We start from the raw sequence: 18,702 nt of genomic DNA, 5'->3' as shown, positions 1-18,702 counted from the left end.
TGTCATTGTTCGTTTAATTTACGGGTACCTACACGTTTTAATTTTTACCTTATTTAAACCTATTGAAGTTATTATATGGAAGCAAAAAAGCAGGTTGTTGGAAAACTACATGTCTACACCTTTCAAAGCAGAGAAGAATTGGGAAAACAAGCTGCTGCTTTAGCTGCAGCTAAGATTATAAGTTTGCAACAGGACCCGACGCGAATTGTTCGAATAATTTTTGCATCTGCGCCCTCCCAAACGGAATTTCTAATTGGTCTTTCCAATGATATAGAAATTGATTGGCAGCGCATTGAAGCTTTTCACATGGACGAGTATATAGGACTAGCAACGGATCACATTCAAAGTTTTGGTCATTTTCTAAAGAAAAGCATTTTTGAAAAGGTGTCAATCGGTCATGTTCATTTTATTAACGGGCTCGCGGATAATCCGAAAGAGGAGTGTCGGCGATACGCAGATTTACTGCGAGCAAACAAAATAGACCTGGTGTGTATGGGCATTGGAGAAAATGCACATATCGCATTTAATGATCCGCATGTCGCAGATTTTGACGATCCTTATTTGGTGAAGATTGTGGATCTGGATTTGAAGAGCAGACAACAACAAGTGAACGATGGCTGTTTCCCAGCTCTGGAAGTTGTCCCGACTCATGCTATTACACTTACTGTTCCAGCCCTCATGGAAGGCGGCAGTTTATTTTGCATGGTTCCTGGAGCAACAAAGGCGGAAGCTGTTTATGCGACGGTTCATTCAGCGATAGAAACTGATGTGCCGTCGAGTATTTTACGGACACATAATGATGCTAAAATGTTTATCGATCAGCAAAGTGGTGAAAAATTAACGTAGGAATAGCATGAAGATTTTTTTTATTTTTTTTATATTTCTGATAACGATAAATGGATGTAAAATGGAAGAAAATAAATCTGGTGATCGCCTACGTTTGGTCGTGTTGGATCCTGGCCACTTCCACGCATCATTAATCCAAAAGAATAAACTTCATGAAGTTGACACTCAGATTTACGTCTATGCACCTGTCGGCCCTGAAGTTCAGGCATATCTAAATTTAGTGCGAGGATATAATGAACGGACAGCGGATCCAACGGCGTGGAAGATGAAGGTGTATACCAACGCGGATTTTTTGGAACAAATGAAGCGGGACAAGATGGGCGATGTGGTGGTATTGGCCGGAAACAATAAAAAGAAGACCGATTATATTTATCAATCTATTGACGCTTCCTTACATGTGCTTTCAGATAAGCCCATGGCTATAAATAAAGAGGGGTTTGAAGAGCTTCATCGTGCTTTTGAGCTTGCTGAGGATAAAGGGGTGCTTCTCTATGATATCATGACGGAGCGGTATAATATTTTTTCGATTCTCCAAAAGGAGCTGGTTCAGAGCCCAATGGTATTTGGGGCATTGCAAAAGGGAAGCTTGGAAGAGCCTGCAATTTTGAAAAAATCAGTACATCATTTCTATAAAAATGTGTCGGGAAAACCATTGATCCGTCCGAATTGGTATTATGATGTAGAGCAGGAGGGAGACGGAATTGTAGATGTAACGACCCATGGTATCGATTTGGTACAATGGCAATGTTTTCCTGAGGTTGTTTTTGATTACAAGCGAGATGTAGAAATATGGAAGGCAACACGGTATCCCACTTTGATATCCAAGGCGCAGTATCAAATGTCTACCGGTGATAGCGAATTTGCTGATTTTTTAGAAAAAGATATAAAACAAGGACAGTTGACTGTGTATGCTAATGGGGAAATTGATTACACACTCAAGGGAACGCATGTAAAAGTTGCTGTGGAATGGAATTTTCAAGCGGACCCGGGAAATGGTGACACCCACCTCTCACAAATTAGGGGAACACAATGTGTCGTTGCTATTAAACAAGGAAAAGCGGAAGATTTTGCCCCAACATTATATATAGAACCAAATGCTGGAAAGCACTTCAGTGCGGAAGAAAAAGAACGGATTCATCGCGGTTTTGCGGCGATAGAGAAATTATACCCCGGGATTGCCTTGCATGACTTTGGCGATGGCTTTCGGGTAGCGATTCCTGATCGTTTAAGAGAAGGACATGAGGAGCATTTTGCGCATGTTGCCAATAAGTTTTTTGACTACGTGAAGCGTGGTAAATTACCTGCATGGGAGAAGTCGTATATGTTGACTAAGTACTACATTACGACAATGGCTTTAGAAAAGGCGACAAAATGAGAGTGTGTAAAATAGCTAGATAGTTTAAAAATGAATAAGCTTGATGCATAACGTTATGAAGAAGATCCTCGTTAATGGAAAAATAATTTTACCTGAACGTATTTTAGATCCAGGCTATGTTTATATTGAAGGGAATATCATCCTTGAGGTAGGTGAAGGTGTGCCAAGTATCGGTACGGATACAGAACGTATCGATGTTGACGGGAAATACGTTTCCCCAGGCTTTATCGATATCCATGTTCATGGAGGTGGAGGTGCAGATTTTATGGATGGAACGGTGGATGCTTTCCTGACGGTGGCCGAAACGCATGTGAAATATGGTACAACGGCTTTGTATCCTACAACATTAACGAGTGAGGTTTCTCTGTTGTTCGAAACATTAGACGCATATGCTGAGGCTGATAAGCGCAATAATAAAGGAGCGCAGTTGATGGGGATGCATTTGGAAGGTCCATATTTTGCTATGAGCCAGCGGGGGGCGCAAGATCCGAAATATATACGTAATCCAGATCCAGATGAGTATGTTCGAGTCCTTGATTATTCTCCTGTTATCGCGAGATGGAGTGCGGCGCCCGAATTGCCGGGAGCCCTCGATTTTGGTCGTTATGTAAGGTCTAAGGGTAAAGTACTTGCACTGGCGCATACTGATGCAATTTATGAGGAGGTTTGGGAGGGTTTTAAAGTCGGTTACAATCTTGCAACTCATTTTTATTCTGCTATGTCTGGGGTAACTCGGCGGAATGCCTACCGCTACGCAGGCGCTGTCGAAGCCGGCTATTTAATTGACGAGATGGATGTTGAAATAATAGCAGACGGTATCCATTTACCGATGCCTTTATTGCGGCTCATTTATAAAATAAAAGGGGCCGATCGAATTGCCTTGATAACAGATGCAATGCGTGGGGCAGGTATGACGGAAGGTGAAAGTGTTTTAGGAAATATCAATACAGGCTTGCGGGTAGTGATTGAAGATGGAGTCGCAAAACTTCTGGATAGAAGTGCTTTCGCCGGTAGTGTAGCAACGGCTGACAGGTTGGTGCGAACCATGTTGAAAACCGGGGATATTCCTCTCCACGAGGTGATTACGATGATGACCAAAACACCTGCACGTATTATGGGAATCGATCATAAAAAAGGGGTATTGGAAAAAGGTAAAGATGCCGATATTGTTGTCTTTGATGCCGATATTAATATCGGCATGACCATGGTATTGGGCGACATTAAGTATGCTTCTACCTATTAAGCTAATTTTTTTGTTTACGATTTGCGCATCATCTCGATATGAGGAATCCCGTCTTCATCATACGGAGATCCATCTTCTTCAAAGCCTAGTGACTGGTAGAATTTTGATAAATGGTATTGTGCGCCAATCCGAATATCACATGCCCCAAAAAGATCAAAACATGCATTAATTGATGCTTGCATCAAAATAGAGCCTAATCCTTTACCTCTAAACTTAGGACTTGTAACCACTCGACCAATGGCAACTTCTGAAAAGGACAAACCGGCTGGTAAAATACGAGTATACCCCGCTAGATCTCCATTCGCATACAAAAATAGATGATAACTTTCTTGGTCTTTACCATCGATATCTAAGTAAGGGCAGTTTTGTTCTACAACGAAAACCTCACTGCGTAGCTGTAGGCATGCGTATAACTCTTTGACGGAAAGTGCCTCAAAATTTTTTACCAGGTAGCTTGTTTGTAAATCCATAATGGACAATTGTGTTTTTAAGTTGTGCGTGTAAAGATACGATTGGTGTACGGTTTTTTGTTCATGTGAGTTGCTCTCGGGCACTTTATTTGCAAAATGAATAGTCTACTGTTTTGGTAGATTATTCATTTTATTTTATATTTGACTCGAAATATCGTTTGTTTCCGTTACATAGGATACCGCCGAAGCCTGCTATTTACCTTAGCAATCGGTTTAATAAAAAAAATTAAATGTAGTGAATTAAATAATTATTAAGTTTAGCGGCGTATTAGTAATGGAGGAGAGCGGATTACCTAATTATCGAAATCTTTTAGATCGAGTTGTAAAGAACGATGAACGTGCCTTTTCGGAGCTTTATGACCTTTTCGCTCGAGATTTAAGTAAGCATATTTATGCTAAGGTTGCTGACTTCACGGTCGCTGAAGATATCCTCCATGACTTGTTTCTATCCCTATGGCGCAACCGTAATAATCTAGCGTCGATTACTTCTTTGCCAGCCTACTTATATTCGTCATGTCGATATCTTATTATGGCACATTTTCGCAAGCAACTAGCTAAGACGGATAGCATAGATTTTCAAGAACTTGATATTTTAGACGAAACTATAGCCATAGAAGATCGGTTACATTATCGGTATCTTATTGATATCGTAACCAATGAGATTGAAAATTTACCTGAAAAGTGTCGAGAAGTTTTTAAACTCAGCCGTTCAGAATACCTTTCTAATAAAGAGATTGCAGAGAAAATGCAAATTTCAGAGTCTACTGTGGAGAAGCATATCAATAAGGCTATCAAACGTTTACGTGATGTAACGGGTCTTTTTTTACTTTTTTAATAAAAAAATCATTTTCCAAGTAGAAGTTCCTCTACTTTTTCTACACTTACTTAGTAAGAGACTATACTAATATTTACACCATTTTATGAAGGACGCGAAGCTTTTTTTTAAGCAGCTAACTAACTTTTTGAATCTTAAACAAACGGACAAGCGTGACCTTGTAAATTGGTATGATCTGATTTCGGAGGGTGGGATTGTGGATGAAGAGCAATTATCTATAACCGAAAAAAAGGCGAAGATTCGTTTGCTCAGTTCGATACGTAGAGACCGTACATTAAAAATTAAACGCTATGTTTTACAGTGGTCTGTTGCTGCCACTCTAGTATTTGCACTTGGTTTTTTCGGTCTACGTTACTTTGGTGCGGAGGAGTTGGCGAGTAATACCCTGCTGGCAGAAATTGGTCCAGCCCAAGAACGTGCTGTGATTTTGTTAGACAATGGCAAAGAGATTGATTTAGATCAATTGCGTACAAATCAACAGGTACAGATCGGGGAGTCAATTATTACGAAGGATGCACAAGGACAGATTCGTTATCTGGATGCAAAAAGTGGAAAGGAAAAAGTTCAAATTAATAGCCTACGTGTTCCAAAAGGAGCAACTTATCGATTGACATTGACAGATGGTACAAAAGTAATGCTGAACTCGGATTCGAAATTAACTTATCCATCTTCATTTGGAGATGGAGATCGTATTGTGAAATTAGAGGGTGAAGCATATTTTCAAGTAACTAAAACGACGACTAAGAGTCGATTTATTGTAGAATCGAAACAACAGAAAGTACAAGTTCTTGGAACGACGTTTAATGTGAAGAGTTATACAGAAGATAAACAGACGGAGACAACACTGGTAGAAGGAACAGTCAATGTTGGTGGTCACAATGAACTTGCGGTTAAAAATAGGCGGTTAAAACCAAGCGAACAAGCCGTGTTTACTGCTTCTGGAATCGATGTGCATGTGGTGAATGTAGCGGATGTACTTAGTTGGGTCGATGGGCAGTTTTGTTTTGACGGAACAAATACAGAAGCAGTATTACAGGAAATCGCTCGATGGTATGATGTCGATGTGCAGTATGAACGAAAAGGTACAGCAGCGCAATATAAAGGAAAGATTCCACGGGACTTACCTCTGAATCAATTTGTAGAGTTGTTAAACTATGCAGAGTTGAAAACAAAGGCTTTAGTTGGATCAAATAAACGTATAAACTTACTTATTAATTAATATTAACCTAACAATGAATCATATGGAACACAGATACAACTCTACCTAAATCGATGTTTATAGAAACAAAAATCGGATCCTGTTGACGCAGGACCCGACGAGTAGTTAAGGCTGTAAGTCAACAAACGTATCATAATTTTATCATTACAACCAAACATCGAATTTAATGAATTTTTTTTTAAATCCGTTCTTGCAGAAGGGGCGGGGGAGCCTGTCTCATAAAAATCTCCGTCATGCTGCTTGGAAAGCAGACATTATTAGTCTCGAGAAGAGCTTCCTTTTTGCTCGATATCTACCTAAAACTTTGATGAAAATCAACCTTGTAGCTCTCTTAATGGGCTTAGGGCTTTCGTCTGTTAATGCGAATACCTATGCGCAACAAGTGACATTAAAACGTCAAAAGGCCAGTTTGGAAGCTGTTCTGAAGGACTTTGAGAAACAGAGTGGCTATACCTTTTTTTACAAAAAGACGGATCTCGCCGGTATTCAAGGTGTGACTGTGGACGTAAAGAATATGCCACTAGAACAGGCACTAAATAAGGTGCTACGTACTAATAATTTTACATTTGATTACTTCGGAAAGGCGATCGTTATTAAGAAAAGCCAGGCTCTTGTTCGACAAGAACAATCGAAGGAATTGCCGATGAGAGGGCTTGAGAAGGTCGTGGAATTACAACAAACTTATGTTCGTGGTAAGGTTGTTGACGAACAAGGAAAACCGCTAGCAGGGGTAACGGTTTCTTTGAGAGGACAACCGAAGAAAGGTGTAGCGTCCAACGAACGTGGAGAGTTTACGTTACCAATAAGTGCCAGTAACCAAGAGTTTGTTTTTCAGTTGATTGGTTACAAAACGGTTACGCAACGGATGCGTGGTACTAGTGATATTCAGGTGGTTACTTTATCTGTTGCACAAGGAGAACTAGAAGAAGTTGTGGTTTCCACCGGTATTTTCAAGAAAGAAGATAAGAGCTTTACAGGTGCTTCTCGTACTGTAACCACCAAGGAGCTGCGTCAATACGGTTCACGAAACTTGGTAACTTCATTAAGAAATATTGATCCTTCGTTCAATATTATTGATAACAACCTTTTTGGTAGTGATCCAAACCGATTGCCCGAAGTTCAGCTGCGCGGAAATTCCAGTATTCCTAATGTGAATGAAATACAGAGTGAAACCAATAGCCAGCTTAATACACCATTGATCGTATTGGATGGTTTTCAGTCTAGTCTCCAAGCATTAATCGATATTAATGAAAATGATGTAGCTTCAATCACCATTTTAAAAGATGCTGCTGCTACGGCATTATATGGTTCCCGTGGGGCAAATGGGGTGATTGTAATAACGACTAAATTGCCGCAGCCAGGTAAGCTCCGTATCAGTTTCGGTTCTGAGCTCAAGGTAGAAGCGCCAGATTTGAATGGGTATAATTTGCTAAAGGCAAAAGATAAATTGGAGCTGGAGCGATTGGCCGGTCGGTATAATTCTCCCAATGCGAGTACAGATATTCCGCTGAAGCGTTATTACAATTTCTTGTTGGATGAAGTAAATAGAGGCGTGGAGACGGATTGGTTGGCTATTCCAGTTCGTACATCCTATGCTTTACGTAGCAATCTCCGCTTGGAAGGTGGCGATGGACAGTTTCGCTATGCGGCAGCTATTCAGAACAACAATACAGCAGGAGTCATGAAAGGGTCGTCCAGAAATACAATAAATGGGTCGATCACCTTATCCTATGCCTACAAGGATTTGATCTTTCGGAATTATCTCAATATTAACAATATTAAAAGCGCGATTTCACCGTATGGCACCTTTTCGGATTACGTCAAGCTGAATCCCTATTGGAGCCCTTACGATGCGGATGGGAATGTAAATCGTTTTTTGGGAGATCCCGGGACGACAGATTATTCCGGTGCTTGGCAAACGTTGCCAACCAACCCGTTGTATAATGCTACACTGCGGACTTTTAATAAGGCTAACCAAACCGATATCACAAATCAAACAGCAGTTGAGTGGAATCTTACTCAAGGATTGCGGTTGATGGGTAAGTTCAGCTTCACCAAATCCGACAGACAGAATGACGCCTTCCGACCAGCCGAACACACCGCCTTCGCTAATTATACTGGCGATGATGTATTCCGTAAAGGAGATTATGAACTCGGCATAAATAATGGTATGCGCTACGAAGGGGCAATCAATATGTCCTATAACAAACGGATTAAGGAAAAGCATCAGATTTTTGTGGGTGCTGAGGCAAATACCTATCAGGAGAAAACGTCTAATATCTCCATCTTGGCAGAGGGTTTTCCTAATGCGAACCTCGATTTTCCATCTATGGCGTTGCAGTATGAGAAGGACGGCAAACCGAACGGTGGAGAGTATTTCTATCGCACTGTCGGCTTTGTCGGGAATGCCAATTATAACTACGATAATCGCTACTTTGTGGATGGTACTTTTCGTATGGATGGTTCCTCACAATTTGGTTCGGAAAAACGCTTTGCACCATTCTGGTCACTGGGTTTAGGGTGGAATCTACATGAAGAGTCCTTTTTCCAAAAAGGAGGTGTTGTGGATCGATTCAAATTACGGGGATCGTTGGGAACATCCGGCTCTACGAAATTTAATACCTATCAGGCGATGACGACCTATGCATACTATACGTCCGATCGGTACTACAACTGGAATGGTTCGTATTTGATGGGAATTGGAAATCCGGATCTAAAGTGGCAACAGGTTTTGAAGTATAATGTGGGAGCTGATATAGACTTGTTTAATAAGTATGTTCTCCTACAAGCAAACTATTATATGGAGGATACTAAGGATTTAGTGTCATCCATAACCACGCCAGCGTCAAACGGATTCTCTTTCTATACAGCGAATATCGGAAAGTTGCGAAACAAAGGATTTGAGTTGTATGCAACGGTTTATTTAATGAAAGATCCCCAGAATGTTACTTGGGCAATTTCGGGAACAGTCTTCCATAATAAAAACAGAGTACTGGAAACTTCACAGGCGTTAAAGGATGCGCAAAAAGTGCTTCGCGATGATCCAAATACACCGGGTAAAATGTATCTCGAAGGTTATTCCAGCAATGAAATATGGGTAGTACCCTCTCTTGGAATTGATCCAAGTACCGGGAAAGAGCTTTACCTGTCGGCAGACGGAACGCCGACCTATACGTGGCGCGCCGCAGATGTCGCTGCTGTAGGGAATACGGACCCGAAATTGTGGGGTAGTTTCAATACGATGGTACGCTATAAAGGATTCACCTTTAACGCGGCAATGGGATACAAGTTCGGCGGACAGGCTTATAACAGAACACTGGTAGACCGTGTTGAGATGAGTTCCTTCCAATATAACGTGGATGAACGCGTATTTACAGGCAGATGGCAAGTGCCAGGAGATTACGCACCATTCAAGGGATTATTAAACACAACACCAACGTATAAGACCTCACGTTTTGTACAGGATGAAAAGACCATTTATGCGCGCAGTTTTAACTTCCAGTATGACTTCCGTTATTCGAAATGGGTGAAGCAGATTGGCTTTGAAAACGTAAACGTAGGTTTCGATATGACAGACCCTTTTGTGTTGTCCAGCATTCGTCAGGAACGTGGTACAAGTTACCCCTTCTCCAGACAGTTTACCTTCAGTATTAATGCAACTTTTTAAGCAAGAAACATGAAAAATTATCTAGTAATATCATTTTTGGTTGGCGCTTTATTTTTTACCTCTTGTGAAAAATACCTCGATGTAATGCCAAAAACGCAAATTCCGGAAAAGGAACAATTTAGTACTGAACAGGGATTTAAAGACGCCCTTACCGGTGTTTATATTTCAGCAAAAACCTTAGATACTTATGGAAAGGAGCTTGCTTATGGTACCATCGAGTCGCTAATTTCCAGCTGGGATGTCACCACAAATACAGCAGACCAGCAGTTAGGATTGTTTAACTACGGAGATGATCGCGTCATTAATAGATTCAATCGCATTTTTGAGCGACAGTACTCAACTATTGCACATGCAAATGCAATTCTTCAGAACCTGGAAACTAATAAGTCGGTACTCATTACTTCAGGCCTATATGAGCTCATTAAAGCAGAGTGTTTGGCTATGCGAGCCTATATCCATTTCGATCTTATGCGTCTCTATGGTCCGGTTCCTGAGGATCCAACCAAAGGAAATAAGCTGGCTTATGTCACAAACTTTGACCGGGAGATTAATGCGCATATTTCTTACGATGCCTTTAAAATGAAAGTGTTGGCGGATATTAAAGAAGCCGCTGAGCTTATTAAAGCGGTGGATCCGCTGCTCACCTACTCGATGGCCGAGGTACGGAGTCCGATTACCAGTGGTACAGGTAGTGGTTTTAGGCCAACAGATACATTTTTTGCATACCGCAATATGCGGATGAACTATTATGCAATAAGAGCGCTTGAAGCCCGGGCGAACTTATGGTATGGAAACAAAGAAGCAGCTTATGTTGCGGCGAAAGAGGTGGTGGAAGCGAAGAATGCGGACGGTTCGCAAAAGTTTAAACTGGCCACAGGAACGGAGTATTCAGCTACTAATTATATCTTAACCACGGAACACCTGCTGGGTCTCTATGCTTTTGATATGGCGAAATCGTATACAGGTAACTTTGGTAATGCTACCTATAAGAAGGGAACCTCAGCAACAACGATCCGCAATCAACTGTACGGCAATACGGGAACAGATTTTCGTGAATCATCCCTGTGGAATATTATTACGTTAGCGAATGGATCCACAAATAATGTGATTAGAAAGTATTGGGTAACGGCGGATAATGTGACCAATGCGACCGATTATAAGCAGATGCCCTTATTGCGCACGAGTGAGATGTATCTTATCCTTGCTGAGACAGCGCCTTTTGCTGAAGGTGTGAACTATTTGAAAACTTTTCGCACAGCACGCAATATATCCAATATAGCAAATCCGCAAGATTACCCTTCTTTGGTTTTGGAGGTTATTAAGGAGTATCGCAAAGAGTTCTACGCAGAAGGACAAGCCTTCTATGCGTATAAACGACTGAACGCACCGAAAGCACAAGTGTTATTTGTGCCTGCTGCGGCTGTTGTTAACTATCTATTACCGATGCCGACTGTTGAGACCATTAATTAATGAATCATGAAAAAGTATACCTATTTATATATAATTACAGCGTTGGTATTGTTGGTATCATACAGCTGTAAAAAGGATCAGTATTATATTTTCGATGATATTCCACGTATTCAATTTGGTCCGCCAATAACGTCGTTGGTGAACGTCAATCCATACACCGATTCTTTGAAGGCAGAGACCTTTTATTATGAAGCGGCTGATGTTGTGCGGGATACCATTTATTTCGACATTTTTACTTTGGGCGAAGTGAGAAAGAATGATCGCGCTTATAAGTTGAAACAAATACAGTTACCGGGCGTAGAAAACGCCATTCCAGGCAAGCATTATGTGGCTTTTGACGATGCAGCTGTTGTTCCATTGTATGTAATTAAGAGTGATTCCGTACATGCTCGTGTGCCCATTGTTGTACTGCGTGACAGTGAACTCAAGAGTAAAACTGTCAATCTTGGTTTCGAGATTGTCGCCAATGAAAATTTTGATAAAGGTGAGCCAACAAAGGTGTGGCGTAAACTTCAGTTTACGGACCGCTTGAGTAAGCCCAATGCATGGACGGCTTCTTTTTCTCAGTATTATTTTGGAAACTATAGTGTTCGCAAACATGCTTTTATGATTGAGACAACCGGCGAAAAATGGGATCAAAATTTTATAGCGACTATCCCATCTGACCAAATTACTTACTATAAGTCTGTAATGGGGGAGGCGTTGATTGACTACAACAAAAAGCATCCAGATGCACCAATGCGTGATGAAAACAATGAGTTAGTTTCATTCCCTAATTAATGATCAACATGAGAAAATTATATTACTACGCAGCTGTCCTGCTTCTATTGATGGCCTTTTCTTGCGCAAAAGATAAGGGAAATTATGATTACGGTGACGGCGAGTTTATTGAGATTTCTGGTATTGAAACAAGCTACAATGCCATATCGCAAAAAGATACAGTGAAGATAGCGCCGGTGGCAAAATCTAACAAGGAGGGTGAGCTGGAGTACCGTTGGGGTATTTATGAAACCAATGTGCAAGGTAGAGTTGAACCTCTTGATACGATCGCCCGAACACAAAATTTAAGCTATTTCGTAAAAGAGGAAGCCAAAGGCTGGGTTTTGGTTTTTATGGCACGAAACAAAAAGACCGGATATACACAATATAAAACGACTTCATTGACTGTGAGCACATTGTTTACCCGTGGGTGGTATGTCTTAAAGGATGATGGAACAAATTCTGATCTGGACCTTTACTTAACGCCACAGAACAATACAGTGAGTGGAAAAATGGAGGATGTGTATAGCCAAGTTAATGGACAGAAAATTCAGGGTACTGGTGTTTTCTTAAGCTTTGCTACGAACTACAAAACGAATATCCTAAATCCAAATGTTTTTGCGAATACCCGAACACTCTTTGCTTCTACCAGTAAAGATATTCAAGCCATTGGTATCAATACGATGAAGTATATCCGGAATAGGGAAGATATTTTTCTAGGTGGAGCGCGTCCTGTGAACGGTGCAGCTGCTGTTTTTAATGGCTCTGCCGCTACCTATATTTTAAATGATAATCAATTGTTTAATATTTACGCGATGAGTGCAAACTCTGGATTATTTGGAAATAGAATTATGATGGATGGCACAAACAGTCCATACGCATTGTCGAAATATATGTTCTCCAGCGCTGGAACCGATCCTATTTTATTTGATAATACAAGTGGATCTTTTGTAACACTTGGCAATGGTAGTGGTTCAGTTTTCACGGTTTATACGGATGCAGCAACCAATACATTGAAAACTAAAAATAATAACCATACTGCCTTGTTTCTAGGGTATAAAAGTAGCGTTTATTTACCTGCCCCTGATTACTACTCCCGCTATATCGGATACGCTATCTTGCAAGATAAGACGGATCCTGCCGTGAAGAGATTGTGTTACTTAGTGAAGGATAAATTTGTGCTGACCGTTACACCGGAGGTGATTAACCCGTCTTCTAAATTGTATGATGCAAGTCACTATACGTTGTTGGTTGAAGATGAAAATCTCCTCTACTTTGTGAATAACAATGAGGTGTATAGTCGCAACTTGAGTAATGGCTTTGAGCAATTGCAGTATGCAATTCCAGGTTCAGAAGTGGTTACATTTATCAAACACCTGAAATATACGGAGAGTGCAAGTCCGGGATACAGTTTTAATTATATCATTGTGGGTACAAAATCCGGTAGTGAATACAAAATTCGGATGTTTAATAAAGTGTCCGGCAATCTGGAAGCAACACCCGTACAGACCATAACTGGTAAGGGAAATGCAAATAGCATAATTTATATCGCACCGTCTGTGAGCGAGTATACCTATCCAAGTTCTTACTAACGAAAGCTATAACTAATTTATATGAAATCATTTTTAACATTAGCATTAACAGCATTGACAGGATTTGGGCTCTACGCCCAAAATCCTGTGACCATTAAAGGAACGCTGGACCAAGAGTTTTCCAGAACCGTAAAGCTTTATAAAGTTGTCGAGGGAGATATGGTTGAAATTGCCAGTTCTGTTCCGCAGGAAGGTAAAAAATTTGGATTTAACTTTTATGCACCCTATGAAGGATTCTATGCCATTGGTACGGGTGCGCCAGGTAGCCAAACAGACAATGCGACGTTTTATTTTAAACCTGGCGACCAATTGGAGGTCAATTTAACAGCCGCAGGATATGAATTGGTTGGAAAGAATAACAGTAAGGAAAATGTAACGTTGTCAAAATGGAGTAGTACGGTCAACGACGTTTACCAAAAAGCTTTTAACTGGCAACGCGTTCAAAGTACCTTTGTAGATTTCTTTCCTGTGCTAGAAACAGTGAGTAAGCAAACTGGAGCTTTTATCAATAGCAATAAAACAGGTAACAAAAAGTTTGATAATATCTTTGGAACGTATGTTAAGTGGGATTTAGCGGCTAATGCTACTAATTTTTTGAATACACCACGATCGGCTCACCCGTCAATTGAGGAGTATTCTGATTATTATAACAGCCTCTCCATAGTAGATTTTTCTAGCAATGCGTCTCTGGTTTATCAGTTGCCTTGGGGAAATCGCACTTTAGGAGGCGTATCATCTGTTACACGACGTCTGGAGAAATTAGCGTATGTACCGGGAGTTGCTGGATTAAAGAATGATCTCAATTTTTTACAAAATGATACCTTGAAAGGAGATCTTGTTCTGACTTATTTGGCAAGACAGAAGGATTACAAGGCCTATAAAGAAGCTGCAGATCTTTACAATGGCTATATCTTAACGCCAGCACAAAAAGCAAAGGCGATGTCTATTATGAATGAAATGGCGCAGTTGAAGACGGGTGATCAAGGATTAAACTTTGCATTTCCAGATAAAAACGGTAAGACCGTTCAGTTTAGTGATCTAAAAGGGAAAGTAGTCCTTATCGATGTTTGGGCGACATGGTGTGGTCCCTGCAAAGCTGAAATTCCACATTTGAAGAAACTAGAGGAAGAAATGCACGGCACGGACGTTGAGGTGGTGAGTATATCGGTCGATGAGGCGAAGGATAAAGAAAAATGGTTGAAGATGATTAAAGATGAAAATCTGGGTGGATTACAGCTTTTTGCTTCCGGATGGGGTGATTTTGCCAACTACTATAAAATTAAAGGAATTCCACGTTTTATGGTCTTTGATCGGGAAGGTCGAGTTGTGACGATTGACTCCCCGCGGCCGTCAAATCCGGAGCTTAAAAAATTGCTCGAAAAGGTTCTGGCCGATAAATAGGTTGTTATGTGTAGAAATTGGGTTTTATTCTTACTAACTGTTATGCTATTTCCTGTGCTCACTGTAGCACAAGTATAGGGGGTAAAACGAAACGTTTATAGGCGGCGATTTCGCGAATATTGGAAAAACCATGTTTAAACGGTTGTGATGGCTGTTTTTGCATGGTTTTTCTTATTTAGTGGTTTTAAACGATTCGTTACAATATACCATTTGCGACCATTTTAGTTCCATTACATTAATATAATAAATTGTATTGGTTGCCTATAGTACCATTACGACCTAGACAAAGCCTATAAAACGTTGTTTTTAGGCTTTTTATATTGCTTTTTACATCAAATATCGATCCTGCTATTAGTTTGTTTCAATGCTATTTTAAACGGCTTTTTAAGAGATATAATTTTGATGTCTTTTTATGCTAAAATCTATTTGGTTATGCAGTTGGTTGTGCAGTTGGTTGTGCAGTTGGTTGTGCACTACCTTGTTTTTTTAGAGGTGCCCCCAATGGGTATAAATGCACGAAAAACAGTGTATTTGCATAAAAATGCAAGTTACGACACCCCTTAGTGCATCGTTTTTGAATCGCTAAACCAAGTGTAACACACTGTTTATCAGTGATTATGATGTTTTATATCTCCTTGTTATGGCGTTTTTTTTTACCTCTCCTCTCATATTTACAGGAAGTCTTGTGCAATTCGCTGCATATCAAGCTATTTAAATCATACTATTGATACGTATTGAAGCTTTCACCAAAGCTGCTGCTTTCACATGTTTAAGATGAACTTCCTTAGGGGAATGATGCTGGTTTTGGCTCACGAGCTTAATATAATCGGTGCCCTGGTCGGATCTGTGAACATATTTTACTGTGGTGAATGCATCTCCGTCAATATCGATATGCACAATATACATTTCTCCCCAAAACAAGCTGTTGAAAACATCAAGAACCTGTTTGTACATGACGATATCTCCGGATTTAAGTAATGGATACATTGAATCTCCAGTTACATAGATAGCCCCATCACAAGCAGGGAGATTGGGTATACTTATATAATCTATTGGAGTAGTTTGATCTCTTCCAAACAGCTGTACTAATCCTGCGGATGCTTCAATATTGTATAGAGGGACAAGTTGCTCCATACGTCTATGGTCAGTCCGAAGTAAATACTCTGACTTCGTCTCACCTTGTATAGGAGGTTTGTCACTTGAAGGTTGTTGTTCTCCTGTGTAGCCTATCATTTGTTTCTGTATAGGCTTTATCATTGAACCATTTCCTGTAAGCAACCATTCCGCACTAATATCAGTATATGTTTTGAGTATATTCTCTAATTTTGAGGAGCCAATATCTTTTACTTTATCTAAAAAACCATTTGAAAGCCCTGTTTGCTTATAGAATTGGCTTTTGTTAATCCCTTTAAAATCAATCAATTGTAATATTCTATCTACTATCATAAATCACTTTTGAGATTATTTACTATAAATATTTGGATATATGAGTATATACTCTATATATTTGCATTAATGAAAACAACAATTACACGGAGTATTCAAAAACGCAACAAAAAGAACAATGGACAAATCTAGCAAAAAAAGAAATTCCTACAACACATCAGTAATAGATCAGCTTCAAAAGAAGTACGGCTTCTCGAAAGCTTACATACGTCAATGTTTGGATGGAACGCGTCAGGCTACAGTAGCTGATAAACTTAAGAAGGATTATAAGAATGGTGTGCAAAAGCTCAATGCTGTACTTGCAAAAGTTTAATTGAATTTATAACCAATTGATTATGCCCATAATGTTAGGAAATATTGTTGCCGTATCCAAAGAGGAACTCGTGCCACACTTTTTTAAAAGTGAAAACACGTTGTACTCGACGATACAGCGCTATAAGGAGCTGCCTTATGGTATTAAACGCGTCATGATTGGCGGTAACGGTAGACAACTGTTGATCGACCTGGACACACTACCCGGACATATAAAGGACGCGATACATGATCCACGTAAGTCCGATCACGTACTGGAGCGCTACTACTCGGTAGATCCTGATGCCGTTCGTTTTTATGCAATACACAAATTTGACGATGGAACATATTTGAGTATGGAACACCAGGAGCGTTACATCATAAATGCTTCTGTTTTGAAAGCTGCAATTGCACTTCGCAATGATAGACTGGTGGAATGGAGAAATAAAGGCCGATCCAAAAGTGGAATTATGCAATCCTTAGTGGCAGATGTGCTCAGTTTTAACGAAAGCCTTCGGAAAAAGTTCCGGATAGAGCACGATCTACCCAAGTCTGTCGGTCGTTTTAAAGAGAGTTTAAACACTTTTGAAACATTGGTTAACGGGTCATTCAATTACGAAGGACTGATCTCAAAAAAACACCGAAATATCAACAGTCGGAAGGTTGACGAAAACACGGTTCGCCTACTCAATGATATGTTTGCTGATAAAGTTCGCAAGCCAACCGCAAAAGAAATTCACGAACAATATGATGGATTCGTTTCCGGGTACGTTCAGGTGGTAAATAATAAAACCGGAGAACTGTATTCACCAAAAGGTTACAAGCAATTGAGCATATCTACTGTAACGGCTTATTTAGCACGTTGGGAAAACAGAATAGCAACGCATCAAAAACGATCGGACGATCGTCAACTGAATATGGGAAAATTCAAACCTTACTATTCTTTTGAGATGCCTAAGTTCTCCGGATCAATGATTTCAATTGATGATAGACAGCCGCCATTTAAATCTTTAAGCGGGAAACGTGTGTGGTTTTATTTAGCGGTCGATGTAGCCAGCAGGGCTATTACGTGCGCTGTTTATGGTGAAACCAAAGAGGGTATCATATTGGAATTCTACCGCCAGATGGTTCGTAACTATTACAGTTGGGGCTTATGCCTTCCTGCTGAACTTGAGTGCGAGATGTCCCTAAATAGCTCCTACACAGATACTATACTTAAGGAGGGGGTAATGTTCGACTACATTAAAATGGAAGCGAACAACGCGAGAGGTAAATACATCGAACGAGTAAACGAGGAGCTGCGCTATCGTAAGGAAAAAGGTCGTGACGGATGGTTAGCAAGGCCTAAGGCTTTAAGCGAAACAAATCAACCGGGGGTGGATATCGAAAAAGTACCACGTATCCCTTTTGACACGATTGTAAACGATTGCTTGGCGGATATAGATAGTTGGAACAATGAGCCGCACCCAACGGAGGAAGGGATAAGCAAATGGGAATACTTTTTGGAGCGGCAGCACCCATCGTTATCCCCGATAAATTTTGAGGCAATACTCCCTTATATTGGCAATCGCACCGAGACATCCTGCAAACTGGGCAATATACAGCTTAACAATGGTCTTTGTTTGATTGGTGACCATGGCATAGTCGCAAAAGGAGAGCGATTGATCCAGGTGATGAAACAGATTGAAGGCCAGGAGATTGAAGTTTACTGGCTCGACGATGACCAAGGTGAAGTCATGAAAGCTTATGCGTACATCGATGGCAAGTGTGTCTGTGAGATAGTTCGCAAACCGAGACCTATACGTGCTCGGCTTGAACGTAGCGCTGCCGATGAACTCGCAGAGGGATTACTTGCCGCATATACCAATACGGTTGATGCCTTCGGTAAACGTCAACGTGAGCAACTGGATGGGGTTGTCATAATTAAGGAGGATCCTGCACCACTTAAGCATCAGATATTTTCCAAACCGTCGACAAGAATCAAACATACAGAACGACAACCAATTGAACTCCCGCAGTATGAGGATGTGGACGAAGATTACAGTAGCTATTCGAGCTTACGCCAGTCAATTAAAGATCGATTTTAAC

14 protein-coding genes are annotated in these 18,702 nt (G+C 40.5%); 12 read left to right on the top strand and 2 right to left on the bottom strand.

Features of this window, described 5'->3' with window-relative positions; translation table 11 throughout:
* Positions 1-75 precede the first annotated feature (75 nt).
* From B9Y69_RS12460 to nagA, 3 genes are all read left to right on the top strand, one after another.
* Positions 76-846 (top strand): 6-phosphogluconolactonase, encoded by a 771-nt coding sequence (locus B9Y69_RS12460; protein ID WP_085473296.1) that lies wholly within the window; start codon positions 76-78, stop codon positions 844-846.
* A 61-nt stretch (positions 847-907) separates the two neighbouring features.
* A complete protein-coding gene (locus tag B9Y69_RS12455; RefSeq protein WP_234991229.1) occupies positions 908-2,221 on the top strand; it encodes a putative oxidoreductase C-terminal domain-containing protein in 1,314 nt (437 codons plus the stop codon).
* 55 nt (positions 2,222-2,276) lie between these two features.
* Positions 2,277-3,464, top strand: a complete 1,188-nt coding sequence (gene nagA / locus B9Y69_RS12450; protein ID WP_085473294.1) for an N-acetylglucosamine-6-phosphate deacetylase — start codon at positions 2,277-2,279, stop codon at positions 3,462-3,464.
* 14 nt (positions 3,465-3,478) lie between these two features.
* Here the strand turns inward: nagA and B9Y69_RS12445 are convergent, their stop codons facing one another.
* Positions 3,479-3,934, bottom strand: coding sequence for a GNAT family N-acetyltransferase (locus tag B9Y69_RS12445; protein WP_085473293.1), 456 nt, complete (start codon positions 3,932-3,934; stop codon positions 3,479-3,481).
* A 274-nt stretch (positions 3,935-4,208) separates the two neighbouring features.
* Between B9Y69_RS12445 and B9Y69_RS12440 the strand changes: the two genes are divergently transcribed.
* The 7 genes from B9Y69_RS12440 to B9Y69_RS12410 all read left to right on the top strand — a co-directional run bounded on the left by B9Y69_RS12440 (position 4,209) and on the right by B9Y69_RS12410 (position 14,877).
* On the top strand, positions 4,209-4,769 hold the full coding sequence (locus tag B9Y69_RS12440; RefSeq protein ID WP_085473292.1) for an RNA polymerase sigma factor: 561 nt from the start codon (positions 4,209-4,211) through the stop codon (positions 4,767-4,769).
* Positions 4,770-4,854: 85 nt separating this feature from the next.
* Entirely contained in the window at positions 4,855-5,988 is a 1,134-nt protein-coding gene (locus B9Y69_RS12435; RefSeq protein ID WP_085473291.1) for a FecR family protein, read from the top strand.
* A gap of 166 nt (positions 5,989-6,154) precedes the next feature.
* Positions 6,155-9,655 carry a SusC/RagA family TonB-linked outer membrane protein gene (locus B9Y69_RS12430; RefSeq protein ID WP_085473290.1) on the top strand — a complete coding sequence of 1,167 codons (3,501 nt, stop codon included), beginning with the start codon at positions 6,155-6,157 and terminating at the stop codon, positions 9,653-9,655.
* A 9-nt stretch (positions 9,656-9,664) separates the two neighbouring features.
* The gene (locus B9Y69_RS12425; protein WP_085473289.1) at positions 9,665-11,125 is read left to right on the top strand and encodes a RagB/SusD family nutrient uptake outer membrane protein; all 1,461 of its coding nucleotides are present in this window, start codon (positions 9,665-9,667) and stop codon (positions 11,123-11,125) included.
* Positions 11,126-11,131: 6 nt separating this feature from the next.
* Positions 11,132-11,905 carry a DUF4843 domain-containing protein gene (locus B9Y69_RS12420; protein ID WP_085473288.1) on the top strand — a complete coding sequence of 258 codons (774 nt, stop codon included), beginning with the start codon at positions 11,132-11,134 and terminating at the stop codon, positions 11,903-11,905.
* An 8-nt stretch (positions 11,906-11,913) separates the two neighbouring features.
* Complete coding sequence (locus tag B9Y69_RS12415; protein ID WP_159451844.1) at positions 11,914-13,476, top strand: PKD-like family lipoprotein; 1,563 nt, start codon at positions 11,914-11,916, stop codon at positions 13,474-13,476.
* Between the two features lie 21 nt (positions 13,477-13,497).
* Positions 13,498-14,877: a TlpA family protein disulfide reductase gene (locus B9Y69_RS12410; protein ID WP_085473286.1), complete on the top strand. Its 1,380-nt coding sequence runs from the start codon at positions 13,498-13,500 to the stop codon at positions 14,875-14,877.
* Between the two features lie 711 nt (positions 14,878-15,588).
* Here B9Y69_RS12410 and B9Y69_RS12405 read toward each other — a convergent pair.
* Entirely contained in the window at positions 15,589-16,323 is a 735-nt protein-coding gene (locus B9Y69_RS12405; protein WP_085473285.1) for a S24 family peptidase, read from the bottom strand.
* A 118-nt stretch (positions 16,324-16,441) separates the two neighbouring features.
* Between B9Y69_RS12405 and B9Y69_RS12400 the strand changes: the two genes are divergently transcribed.
* Positions 16,442-16,636, top strand: a complete 195-nt coding sequence (locus tag B9Y69_RS12400; RefSeq protein WP_085473284.1) for a hypothetical protein — start codon at positions 16,442-16,444, stop codon at positions 16,634-16,636.
* 22 nt (positions 16,637-16,658) lie between these two features.
* A complete protein-coding gene (locus B9Y69_RS12395) occupies positions 16,659-18,701 on the top strand; it encodes a hypothetical protein (RefSeq protein ID WP_144036567.1) in 2,043 nt (680 codons plus the stop codon).
* The last annotated feature ends 1 nt before the right edge of the window (position 18,702 follow it).

It is taken from the genome of Sphingobacterium psychroaquaticum (assembly GCF_900177625.1).
Taxonomy (GTDB): Bacteria; Bacteroidota; Bacteroidia; order Sphingobacteriales; family Sphingobacteriaceae; genus Sphingobacterium; species Sphingobacterium psychroaquaticum.
This window is presented reverse-complemented; position numbering and strand designations above follow the sequence as displayed.